The following is a 12,707-nucleotide window of genomic DNA, read 5'->3' on the forward strand; positions in this document are numbered from 1 at the left end:
ATTAGGTGTCTTTATTAGCAATAAGCTTACTATTATTTTTTTCTGGCGCTAATTGTTTTTTTAAGCGGTAATTTTGCCACTTTAATTTAGAAAACAATTTAAAGCTAATAAAACACCCTATTATTACACCCAGTATAAAGCAGATACTTATTATTACAGCGAGTGGCAAGGTATTACTGGCAATAATATAATTGATTTGTACTAATTGTGGATTTTGAGAACCCAATAAAAATGCGCAAAATAGGCATAGTACAACCAGAATAATTTTTAATACCTTAAACAAGTAACTACTCCAACTGGTTAACTAGGCAATACTCTCGTTTACGCGGTCGCGTAATTCTTTGCCTGGTTTAAAATGAGGTACATGCTTACCATCAAGCTCTACTGTATCGCCAGTCTTAGGATTACGACCTGTGCGAGGAGCGCGGTAATGCAAAGAGAAACTACCAAAACCTCTGATCTCAATACGATCGGAAGTAGATAATGAGCCGGCCATTTGTTCAAGAATTTCTTTTACTGCATTTTCAACATCTTTCACTGGAACGTGTGCGTGCTGTTCGGCAAGTGTTTCTATCAGTTCTGACTTAGTCATAGCGTTTCCTTAAAGAGAATAGTGGAAGGGCAAAACTGCCCTTCCAATTAAAAACTAATTAGTAATTAGTCTTTTTGTGCATTTGCGAAAGCAGCTGCCATTGCGTTTTCAAACACTGGCTCTTCTTTCTTAAGCTTCTCTAGTACTTCTTTCTCTTCTGCTTCGAAAAGAGCTTTAACAGATAAGCTTAAAGTGCGGTTCTTACGATCAACGCCAACGTATTTAGCTTCGATTTCGTCGCCTACAGAAGCAACAGTTGTTGCATCTTCAACGCGCTCTTGAGCGATATCAGCTACACGGATGTAACCTTCAACACCTTCGATAAGCTCTACAGTTGCGCCTTTCGCATCAACTTCAGTCACTTTACCTTTAACAATAGCACCTTTTTTGTTTGCATCAAGGTAGTTATTGAACGGGTCAGCTTCGATTTGCTTAACACCTAGAGAGATACGTTCACGCTCTGGGTCAACTTGCAATACGATAGCAGTGATTTCGTCGCCTTTCTTGAATTCACGTACAGCTTCTTCGCCAGGCGTGTTCCAAGAAATGTCTGAAAGGTGTACAAGACCATCAATACCACCGTCAAGACCAATAAAGATACCGAAGTCAGTGATTGATTTGATCTTACCAGTAACTTGGTCGCCTTTGTTTTGTAGACGAGCAAATTCCTGCCAAGGATTAGCAATACATTGCTTAAGACCAAGAGAAATACGACGACGTTCTTCGTCGATTTCAAGAACCATAACTTCAACAGTGTCACCTAGTGAAACAACTTTTGAAGGGTGGATGTTCTTGTTAGTCCAATCCATTTCAGAAACGTGAACTAGACCTTCAACGCCTTCTTCGATTTCTACGAAGCAACCGTAATCAGTAAGGTTAGTTACACGACCAGAAAGCTTAGAACCTTCTGGGTAACGACCAGCGATAGCTGCCCATGGATCTTCGCCAAGCTGTTTAAGGCCTAGAGATACACGAGTTTTATCTTTGTCGAATTTAAGAACTTTAACTGCGATTTCGTCGCCAACATTAACGATTTCTGAAGGGTGCTTAACACGCTTCCACGCCATATCAGTGATGTGTAGTAGACCATCAACACCACCAAGGTCAACGAATGCACCGTAGTCAGTAAGGTTCTTAACGATACCTTTAACTTCTTGACCTTCAACAAGGTTAGCAAGAAGCTCTTCACGTTCTTGTGAGTTTTCAGATTCGATAACTGCACGACGTGAAACAACAACGTTGTTACGTTTTTGGTCAAGCTTGATTACTTTAAATTCAAGCTCTTTACCTTCAAGGTGAGTTGTGTCACGTACTGGACGAACATCAACAAGTGAACCAGGTAGGAAAGCACGGATTGAATCAACTTCAACTGTGAAACCGCCTTTAACTTTACCGTTGATAACACCAGTAACAGTCTCTTGCTCTTCACATGCTTTCTCAAGACGGATCCACGCTTCGTGACGCTTCGCTTTCTCACGAGAAAGGATAGTTTCACCGAAACCGTCTTCGATTGCATCTAGTGCAACATCTACTTCGTCGCCTACAGCAACTTCTAGTTCACCAGCAGCATTTTTGAACTGCTCTGCAGGGATAGCACTTTCTGATTTAAGACCAGCATCTACAAGTACAATGTTATTCTCGATAGAGATTACTGTACCTTTAACAATAGAGCCTTGCTCTGCTTCAAAACCCTTTAAGCTTTCTTCAAATAACTGCGCAAAATTTTCTGACATACGAATATACGTCTCATATATTAATACCAATAAGCAACCATGCTGCATGGGGTTGTTAAAATAGCACTGGCGTCCTGCTGGTGCATAAAATGTGTTTAGCTTCGTTTAGGAAGCTTGCCTTGTGAGATAGCAATATCTACTAAAGTTATAACTTTATCAAACACTTGCTGAGCATTAAGCTCGCTTGTGTCTATTTCAATTGCATCATCAGCAGGAACAAGCGGCGCAACGGTGCGATTCATATCGCGCTCATCACGAGCTTGAATGTCCTGTAATAGACCACTTAGTGTAACATCAAGGCCGCGCTCATTCAACTCAACATAACGTCTGCGCGCGCGTTCTTGTGCACTAGCGGTTAAATATATTTTTAATGGTGCGTCTTGAAAAACCACGGTGCCCATATCTCGGCCATCAGCAATTAAGCCCCGTTCGGTTTTAAACGCACGCTGGCGTCGAAGTAACGCTTCACGTACACGCGGTAATGCAGCCACTTTTGAAGCAGCTGCCCCAACCTCTTCATTACGAATTGTCGAGGTTACATCTTCGCCTTCTAAAATAACTTTTCCAGCATTAGTTTGGCTATCAACCAAAAACTGCACATCTAAGTTTGCAGCAAGCGGGACAAGCGCTTCTTCGTTGTCTAATGCTATTTGGTGATGAAGTGCGGCAAGGGATAATACACGGTAAATTGCGCCGCTATCCAATACATCCCACCCCAATTTGTCGGCTAACAAGCGACAAACAGTTCCTTTACCTGAACCACTTGGGCCATCAACGGTGATTACGGGCATTAATAACGCCTGCATTTAAAACCTCCTGCAATGCACACCTAAATAAAACCGCGATATTATACGTCACTTCTGCAAATAGATCCGCTTTAGTGTGTAACTTTTTATAATTATTTATAAAAAGCCTACTCACTCACTGATGCTAAAACCTTGAAAAAGGTTGGAAAAGTTTTATATGTACACTTAGGATCGTTGATTGTAATAGGCTTTCCGCCTACGGCAACCATTGCAAAACACATCGCTATACGGTGATCGTCATACGTATCTATAGCCACATCATTGAATGCACTAGGTGGTGTAATTTCGATAAAATCTTCACCCTCTACAACCTCGGCACCCACTTTACGAAGTTCAGTTGCCATAGCATATAAACGGTCGGTTTCTTTTACACGCCAGTTATAAATATTGCGAATAGCCGTAGGCCCTTTAGCAAATAAAGCAACCGTAGCAAGTGTCATTGCCGCATCAGGGATAGCGTTAGCGTCAATATCTACACCTTTTAATTCACCTTTACGAACAACTAAACGCTCGTCATACCATTTTATTTCAGCGCCAACTTGTTCCATCACTTTAGCAAAACCAATATCACCTTGAACTGATTTAGCGCCCACGCCTTTAATTTCAATTTCGCCACCGGCAATAGCCGCTGCCGCAACAAAGTAAGACGCTGATGATGCATCACCCTCCACCATAATACGCTCTAGTGATTGGTATTGTTGGCCGCCTTTAACTTTAAATGTTGTATAGTCGCTGTGCTCAACAGTCACCCCAAAACGCGCCATTACATCTAACGTTATATCAATGTAAGGCTTAGATACCAAAGTACCCTTAATGGTAATTTGCGTATCACCACTAAATAAAGGGGCAGCCATTAGCAATGCTGTTAAAAATTGGCTAGAAATACTGCCATCAATTTCAACAGTACCGCCTTTAATTTGCCCACCAATTATTTTTAGTGGTGGGTAGTCTTTATGCTTTGTGTAGGTAATATCGCCGCCGAGTGCTTGTAGCGCATCGACCAAGTGCCCTATAGGGCGCTCTTCCATTCGCGGCTCACCTATAAGCTCATACTCCCCAGCTACAGCTGCGAGTACCGCGGTTAAAGGACGATAAGCAGTACCTGCATTGCCTAAAAATAAAGGTTCACTTGGGGTTTTAAATACACCGCCAACCCCTTCTACGGTTGCCACAGTGCGATCATCATTAAGCGTTACGTTAACACCTAGTAGTTTTAATGCACCCAACATATGGCGAATATCATCGCTATCTAACAGGTTTTCTACAACGGTAGTCCCTTGAGCCAGCGCTGCTAATAATAAAATACGGTTTGATAGGCTTTTAGACCCTGGTAAGGTAACACTGCCATTTACACGAGAAATAGGCTCTAAACGAAGTTGTTCCATTAGCTGTGCTCCTGTGCAAATGCCGCCATAAAGTCAACCAAGGCTTGCACACCTGCAAGTGGCATTGCGTTATAAATACTTGCGCGCATACCGCCTACAATTCTGTGTCCTTCTAGGGCAAGTAAGCCGGCTTCTTTAGATTGCGTTACAAACTTTTCGTTTAAACTTTCATCGTTTAGCCAAAACGGTACATTCATACGCGAACGACAATGCGTCGCTACTTTATTAGTATAAAAAGGCGATTCATCAATAAAGTCATAAAGCAGCTTAGCTTTAGCAATATTTTGTGCTTCCATTGCCTTAACGCCACCGTTTTGCTCTAGCCATTCAAATACTTCGGCCGCTAAATACCATGCAAAAGTAGGCGGTGTATTAAACATGCTGCCTTGTTTTGCTTCAAGTGCGTAATCTAAAATGCCAGGTTTAGCTAAACCGTCACGCTCAAGTAATGTTTTGCGAACAATAACAATAGCTATACCTGATGGACCTATATTTTTTTGTGCACCAGCATAAATTAAATCAAATTTATTTACGTCAATTTCGCGCGACAAAATAGTCGATGACATATCAGCAATAATAGGCGCTGTTGGGTGACTAGGCACATCAAAAATCTCTAATCCGTCTACCGTTTCATTTGGGCAGTAGTGAATGTAAGATGCATCTGCAGGTAACTCCCACTGCGCCACTTCTTTTATAGAAAACAGCCCGTTTGCGTCATTTCTAACGTTGATTGAGTGGGTTTGAGTAAATTTATTAGCTTCGTCAGTGGCACTTTTAGACCAAACGCCGTTCTCGCAGTAAACCGCTGTTTTACCATTTTGATGTAAATTTAAAGGCACAGCACTAAATTGACCGCGGCCACCACCGTGCATAAATAACACTTCAAATTCATCGCTAATGTTCATTAAACGACGAAGGCTGGCTTCGCATTTTGCAGTAAGCGCTAAAAAATCTTTACTACGATGGCTTATTTCCATCACAGATACGCCTAAGTCTTGCCAGTCTAAAAATTCTTTTTGTGCTTTTTGCATAACAGCTTGTGGAAGCATAGCTGGCCCCGCACAAAAATTATATTTACTCATTACCTTTGCCTCATTCCAGTAATTTAAACTCTTTTGATAAACAAAAAAGGATTATTAATTTTTTTCAACATGATTAAAAAAAGCGGCCTTAGCCGCTTTTTCAATTTCAGTTATTCAGAAGGTGGATTATCATCCGTTGCTTCTTCATTTACTGTATCAACCGTTTCAACGTCTTCAATATCAACTAAGTCACTGTCTGTAACTTCAATCTCTTCGATACGTTGTAAACCAACTACTTGCTCTTCGTCAATAGTTCTGATCAAAATAACACCTTGGGTGTTACGTCCAACCGTCGATACTTCATTAACGCGGGTACGTACTAGCGTACCACGGTTTGAAATAATCATTATTTCGTCGTTGTCGTCAACTTGTACAGCCCCAACTACTGCGCCATTACGCTCACTCACCTTAATAGATACAACACCTTGTGTTGCACGGCTCTTAGATGGGTAATCTTCAAGTTGAGTACGTTTACCGTAACCATTTTCAGTCACAGTTAAAATAGCACCGTCAGACTTAGGCACAATTAACGACACTACGCGTTGGTCGTCGGCCATCTTAATACCACGAACACCGGTAGCAGTACGACCCATAGGGCGAACACCTTTGAAACGAATTTCAGGGTTGCCTTCTTCGTCAAGTACCGGGTTGCCGTTTTCATCAACAACAGCAGACTCTTCCGCTTCTTTAAAGCGTACCACTTTACCTGCATCAGTAAACAACATAATTTCGTTGCTACCGTCGGTAATATCAACCCCAATTAGGCTATCGCCTTCGTTAAGGTTTACCGCAATAATACCGCTTGCACGTTGACGGCTGTATGCCGTTAGTGGTGTTTTCTTCACAGTACCAAATGCAGTTGCCATGAAAATGTATTTATCTTCTTCGTACTCGCGTACAGGTAAGATAGCAGTAATGCGTTCATCATCTTCAAGTGGTAGTAAGTTAACAATCGGCTTACCGCGAGCGGCGCGACTAGCCAGTGGTAACTGGTATACTTTAAGCCAGTACAAACGACCCGCAGTAGAGAAACATAAAATGGTATCGTGGGTATTAGCCACTAAAAGACGCTCGATGAAATCTTCATCTTTCATCTTCGTTGCTGACTTACCTTTACCACCACGGCGCTGCGCTTCGTAATCAGACAATGCCTGATACTTAACGTAACCTTCGTGCGACAGGGTCACAACAACATCTTCTTCGTTAATTAAATCTTCAAGGCTAATATCGTGCGCTGCCGCGTTAATTTCTGTACGACGCTCATCACCATATTGCTCTTTAATTTCAACTAGCTCATCACGAATAACTTCCATTAAACGCTCAGGGCTACCTAAAATGTGTAGTAGCTCAGCAATTAAATCTAACAGCGATTGGTACTCTGCTAAGATTTTTTCATGCTCAAGACCGGTTAGTTTGTGTAAACGTAAATCAAGAATTGCTTGTGCTTGCTGCTCAGAAATATAGTACTGACCATCGCGAATACCCAGCTCACTTGCCAGCCAATCTGGGCGTGCTACGTTGTCTTCGCCTGCTTTTTCAAGCATAGCTTGTACGTTACCTAAATCCCATGGGCGAGCTGTTAAGGCTACTTTAGCCTCAGCTGGGGTTGGCGATTTACGAATAAGCTCAATAATTGGGTCGATGTTGGCAAGCGCAATTGCTAAACCTTCAAGGGTATGAGCACGGTCGCGCGCTTTACGTAAATCAAATACGGTACGGCGTGTAACCACTTCACGGCGGTGAATAACAAACTCTTCAAGCATTTCTTTTAAGTTGAAACACTTAGGTTGGTTGTTAATTAATGCAACCATATTCATACCAAACACAGTTTGTAACTGAGTTTGTGAATATAAGTTGTTGAGGATAACTTCACCTACATCACCACGTTTGATCTCAATAACGATACGCATACCGTCTTTATCTGATTCATCACGTAGTGCGCTAATACCTTCAATTTTTTTATCTTTAACAAGCTCAGCTATTTTTTCAATTAAGCGTGCTTTGTTAACCTGATAAGGAATTTCGTGCACGATAATGGTTTCGCGGCCTGTTTTTTCATCGGTTTCGATGTCGGCGCGTGCACGCATGTACACTTTACCACGGCCGGTTAAATAAGCATCTTCAATGCCTTTTTTACCATTAATAATGGCAGCCGTTGGGAAATCAGGACCCGGAATGTAATCCATTAATTCATGAATCGTTAAATCAGGGTTTTGAATAAGCGCTAAACAACCATTAACCACTTCAGTTAAGTTATGTGGTGGAATGTTTGTTGCCATACCTACCGCAATACCTGAAGAACCGTTAACAAGTAAGTTAGGCACTTTGGTTGGTAAAACGTCAGGAATTTGTTCGGTACCGTCGTAGTTAGGAACGAAATCAACCGTTTCTTTTTCAAGATCAGCTAATAACTCATGCGACATTTTTGCCATACGTACTTCTGTATAACGCATTGCCGCTGCTGAATCACCATCAACCGAACCGAAGTTACCTTGGCCATCTACAAGCATATAACGTAGTGAGAATGGCTGTGCCATACGCACGATGGTGTCATAAACTGCACTGTCGCCGTGTGGATGGTATTTACCGATTACGTCACCGACCACACGGGCCGATTTTTTGTAAGGCTTATTCCAGTCATTACTAAGCTCGTTCATTGCAAACAAAACGCGGCGGTGAACAGGTTTTAAACCATCACGTACGTCTGGTAATGCACGTCCTACAATTACGCTCATTGCGTAATCAAGGTAGGAGTTTTTTAACTCGTCTTCAATATTGACTGGCAGAATTTCATTGGCGAGATCAGTCATTTGATATCACATTCCTTCAGTATCAGCTCTTAGCAACCCGGTATTAGGCGCCAAGAGTATTTGTTATTATTTCTAAGCGACCATGCTATCACAATTAATTTAAATTTACAGGCGCAAAACTTTGCGATTTATCAATTTAGCCCTATATAATGGCCTCAGATTGACGAGGAAGTATTTTATGACCGAACATCAAAATGTAGATAACGCAGAAATAGCAAAATTTGAAGCCATTGCAGAGCGATGGTGGGACCAAGACGGAGAGTTTAAACCTCTTCACGAAATTAACCCATTACGATTAGACTTTGTGGCTAACAAAACCCAAGGCTTATTTGATAAAGAAACACTCGATGTAGGCTGTGGTGGCGGCATTCTTAGCGAAAGCATGGCACGCATGGGCGCACACGTAACCGGTATAGACATGGGGCAAGAGCCACTCACCGTAGCAAAGCTTCATAGCCTAGAAACCGGTGTAAATGTTGACTATATAAAAGTACCTGCAGAAGAATTTGCAACCCAGCACCCTGCTCGCTTTGATGTAATAACCTGTATGGAAATGCTAGAGCACGTACCTGACCCTGCTTCTATTATTCATGCAGTCGCAGAGCTTGCCAAGCCAGGGGCTGATGTGTTTTTCTCAACCCTAAATAAAACGCCTAAAGCTTACTTGTTTGCTATTGTAGGTGCTGAAAAGCTGTTAAAAATGGTGCCTGAGGGCACACACGATCACAACAAATTTATCAAACCTGCACAACTTATTGCATGGGCTGAACAAGCCGGTTTAAAAGTACGTGCCAGTGCTGGCCTGGGCTACAACCCGCTTTCTAAGCAGTATTCATTAAATACAGATGTGAGTGTTAATTACATTCTTCATTTTGAGAAGTTAGCATAATGGCTAGCTCTCATACCCCCTTAACTCCTTTTGAGTACGACGCTTTCTTATTTGATTTAGATGGCACCTTGCTTGATACAGCAGACGATTTAGGTGCTGCTTTAAATGCTGTACTTAAAAGTGAAGGTGTTACGCAAGTTACGCCTGAAGCTTATAGAAAAGTAGCGTCTAATGGCGCCGGCGCACTACTTGAACTTGGCTTTAAAGCGCAATGGGCATCGCAACCACAAACTGAACGTATAAAACAATTAGTCAGCCACTACAGCCAAAACCTAGCGACACACACCCGCTGCTTTGAAGGCATAGAATCATTACTCATAGCCCTTGATAACCAAGGTATAAAATGGGGAATAATGACTAATAAGCCAGGGTTTTTAACCGATCCATTAGTGGCTGCTATACCCGCTTTAAAAAATGCACACGTTGTGATCAGTGGCGATACCCTCACCGAGGCTAAACCATCACCTTTACCCTTACTACACTGTACAAAACTGATGAACGTAGATCCTAAACGTTGCTTATACATAGGTGATGCTCAACGTGATATAGAAGCAGGTAAAGCCGCAGGTATGCACACAGCAACAGCGCTTTGGGGCTATATACCAAGTATTGATGAGGCCAAGGGCTGGGAAGCCGATTTTAACTGGCACACCCCTATTGATGCTTTTAACCATATATAGTGCCATGTAAATTTTTAAGCACTATATATTGTGATTGTGTTAGTTTTTATGCAAAGCTTGATGATAAAAAAAGCAGTCGAAATTTATTTTCAAAATGCATAAATTTAGCAGATCATTAGTTGATTTTTAGCTATTTCAACTTAAATGATTGTTCGAAGGTGAGTGACTACTAACACAAATACGTTATCCCAAAGTTATCCACAAATAGGGGCAATTATGTCCCTTGCAAATCAGCTCAGACCACACTATCTTGTGATCTCTAAATTGAACAACACCAGATATTGTGGCCAAATGTTATTCAATTAAATTCGCCAATACGGTGAAACTTATAATAAATGAATACGTACCTTGCTTTGGCGAGGTATAAAGCATTGGTCAAAATACACAATTCCCAAGGAATACAGGCAAAGCTATGAACCAACAGTTATCTGTAAGCAAGCGTGACGGGCGTAAAGAGCCTTTAGATCTTGATAAGATCCATCGCGTTATTGAATGGGCCGCCGAAGGTTTAAACAACGTATCGGTTTCACAGGTTGAATTAAAGTCACACATTCAATTTTACGACGGTATTCGTACAAAAGACATTCACGAAACCATCATTAAAGCAGCAGCCGATCAAATTTCAAAAGAGTCGCCTGACTACCAGTACTTAGCTGCCCGCTTAGCTGTATTCCACTTACGTAAAAAAGCGTATGGCCAGTTTGAGCCACCACGTTTATTTGACCATGTTACAAAAATGGTTGAAGACAAACGCTACGACGCTCATTTACTCGTTGATTACACAGAGCAAGAGCTTGATGAGCTAGATGCTTATCTTGATCATTCGCGCGATCTTAACTTTAGCTACGCAGCAGTAAAGCAGCTTGAAGGTAAATACCTAGTACAAAACCGCGTAACGGGTGAAATTTACGAAAGCGCTCAGTTTTTATATATCTTAGTGGCTGCGAGTTTATTCTCTGACTACCCGCGCGAAACACGTACTGATTACATCAAACGTTTTTACGACGCAGTATCGTTATTTAAAATATCTCTACCAACGCCAATTATGTCAGGTGTCCGTACGCCTACTCGCCAGTTTAGCTCGTGTGTATTAATTGAATGTGGCGACAGCCTTGATTCAATTAACGCTACATCGTCTGCAATCGTTAAATACGTATCACAACGCGCAGGTATTGGTATTAATGCTGGTCGAATTCGTGCTTTAGGTAGCCATATTCGTAACGGCGAAGCGTACCACACAGGTTGTATTCCTTTTTATAAGCACTTTCAAACAGCTGTTAAAAGTTGTTCGCAAGGTGGTGTACGCGGCGGCGCTGCAACTTTGTTCTACCCGCTTTGGCATCTAGAAGTAGAGAACCTACTTGTACTTAAAAATAACCGTGGTGTAGATGACAACCGCGTTCGTCACCTTGATTACGGCGTACAGTTTAATAAACTAATGTACTCTCGTTTAATTAAAGATGACTACATTACATTATTTAGCCCATCAGATGTGCCTGGCCTTTACGATGCATTTTTTGAAGACCAAGCTGAGTTTGACGCACTTTACGTAAAATACGAACAAGACGAGTCTATTCGTAAAAAACGTATTAAAGCCATTGAGCTTTTCTCTATGTTTGCACAAGAGCGTGCAAGTACAGGTCGTATTTATTTACAAAATGTGGATCACTGTAATACACACAGCCCATTTATTTCTAAAGTTGCGCCAATTCGCCAATCTAACTTATGTTTAGAAATTGCATTGCCAACTAAGCCACTTAACAACGTAAATGACGAAGAAGGCGAAATTGCGCTTTGTACACTTTCTGCGTTTAACTTAGGTGCAATAGAGTCACTTGATGAGCTTGAAGAGCTTGCTGAACTTGCAGTACGCGCACTTGATAACTTACTTGATTTCCAAGACTACCCTGTACCGGCGGCTAAAAATGCAACTATGGGTCGTCGTACGTTAGGTATAGGCGTAATTAACTACGCTTACTACCTTGCTAAAAATGGTAAGCGTTACTCAGATGGCAGTGCTAATGCACTGACTCACAAAACGTTTGAAGCAATTCAATACTACTTAATGAAGGCATCAAACGAGCTGGCTAAAGAGCGTGGCGCGTGTCCTAAGTTTAACGAAACAACGTACTCTCAAGGTATTATGCCAACTGATACGTACAAACGTGACTTAGATAAAATTTGTGATGAGCCACTGCACTTAGATTGGGATTCGTTACGTGCCAGCATTAAAGAGCACGGCATGCGTAACTCAACACTTAGCGCATTAATGCCTTCAGAAACATCGTCGCAAATCTCTAACGCAACTAACGGTATTGAGCCACCACGTGGTCACATTAGCGTTAAAGCAAGTAAAGACGGTATTTTAAAACAAGTAGTTCCTGAGTACGAACGCTTAAAAGATAACTACGAGCTACTGTGGGATATTCCATCAAACGATGGTTACTTACAGTTAGTGGGCATAATGCAAAAGTTTATTGACCAAACTATTTCGGCCAATACTAATTATGATCCAAACAAATACGAAGGCGGTAAAGTACCTATGAAAGTCTTATTAAAAGACTTACTAGGTGCATACAAGCTTGGTGTTAAAACACTTTACTACCATAACACCCGCGATGGCGCATCAGATGCACAAGACGACACTCCAGAAGTGGAAGATGATGATTGTGCAGGCGGCGCGTGTAAAATTTAATAGTTAAACTTAAAGCGGGCTCTTTGCCCGCTTTG

10 protein-coding genes are annotated in these 12,707 nt (G+C 41.6%); 3 read left to right on the forward strand and 7 right to left on the reverse strand.

Translation table 11 applies throughout. The features are described 5' to 3' along the window. Position 1: 1 nt before the first annotated feature. From NQT65_RS02865 to gyrA, 7 genes are all read right to left on the reverse strand, one after another. Entirely contained in the window at positions 2-283 is a 282-nt protein-coding gene (locus NQT65_RS02865) for a lipopolysaccharide assembly protein LapA domain-containing protein (RefSeq protein WP_004587873.1), read from the reverse strand. Positions 284-304: 21 nt separating this feature from the next. After that, positions 305-592: an integration host factor subunit beta gene (gene ihfB, locus NQT65_RS02870; RefSeq protein WP_004587872.1), complete on the reverse strand. Its 288-nt coding sequence runs from the start codon at positions 590-592 to the stop codon at positions 305-307. Positions 593-657: 65 nt separating this feature from the next. Continuing rightward, positions 658-2,325, reverse strand: a complete 1,668-nt coding sequence (rpsA, locus tag NQT65_RS02875) for a 30S ribosomal protein S1 (RefSeq protein ID WP_004587871.1) — start codon at positions 2,323-2,325, stop codon at positions 658-660. Between the two features lie 95 nt (positions 2,326-2,420). After that, positions 2,421-3,131, reverse strand: a complete 711-nt coding sequence (gene cmk, locus NQT65_RS02880; protein WP_004587870.1) for a (d)CMP kinase — start codon at positions 3,129-3,131, stop codon at positions 2,421-2,423. A 107-nt stretch (positions 3,132-3,238) separates the two neighbouring features. After that, complete coding sequence (gene aroA / locus NQT65_RS02885) at positions 3,239-4,516, reverse strand: 3-phosphoshikimate 1-carboxyvinyltransferase (protein ID WP_004587869.1); 1,278 nt, start codon at positions 4,514-4,516, stop codon at positions 3,239-3,241. Next, positions 4,516-5,598, reverse strand: coding sequence for a 3-phosphoserine/phosphohydroxythreonine transaminase (gene serC / locus NQT65_RS02890; protein ID WP_126006938.1), 1,083 nt, complete (start codon positions 5,596-5,598; stop codon positions 4,516-4,518). The genes aroA and serC overlap by 1 nt, the downstream gene beginning before the upstream one ends. 110 nt (positions 5,599-5,708) lie before the next feature. Further along, positions 5,709-8,408: a DNA topoisomerase (ATP-hydrolyzing) subunit A gene (gyrA, locus tag NQT65_RS02895; protein ID WP_024034094.1), complete on the reverse strand. Its 2,700-nt coding sequence runs from the start codon at positions 8,406-8,408 to the stop codon at positions 5,709-5,711. A gap of 178 nt (positions 8,409-8,586) precedes the next feature. Between gyrA and ubiG the strand changes: the two genes are divergently transcribed. The 3 genes from ubiG (at position 8,587) to nrdA (ending at position 12,672) form a co-directional block, all read left to right on the forward strand. Continuing rightward, a complete protein-coding gene (gene ubiG / locus NQT65_RS02900; RefSeq protein WP_004587866.1) occupies positions 8,587-9,297 on the forward strand; it encodes a bifunctional 2-polyprenyl-6-hydroxyphenol methylase/3-demethylubiquinol 3-O-methyltransferase UbiG in 711 nt (236 codons plus the stop codon). Then, on the forward strand, positions 9,297-9,977 hold the full coding sequence (locus NQT65_RS02905; protein ID WP_256850462.1) for an HAD family hydrolase: 681 nt from the start codon (positions 9,297-9,299) through the stop codon (positions 9,975-9,977). The genes ubiG and NQT65_RS02905 overlap by 1 nt, the downstream gene beginning before the upstream one ends. A 412-nt stretch (positions 9,978-10,389) precedes the next feature. Next, positions 10,390-12,672 (forward strand): class 1a ribonucleoside-diphosphate reductase subunit alpha, encoded by a 2,283-nt coding sequence (gene nrdA / locus NQT65_RS02910; protein ID WP_256850463.1) that lies wholly within the window; start codon positions 10,390-10,392, stop codon positions 12,670-12,672. Positions 12,673-12,707: the final 35 nt, after the last annotated feature.

The organism is Pseudoalteromonas agarivorans (genome assembly GCF_024518735.1).
GTDB lineage: Bacteria > Pseudomonadota > Gammaproteobacteria > Enterobacterales > Alteromonadaceae > Pseudoalteromonas > Pseudoalteromonas atlantica.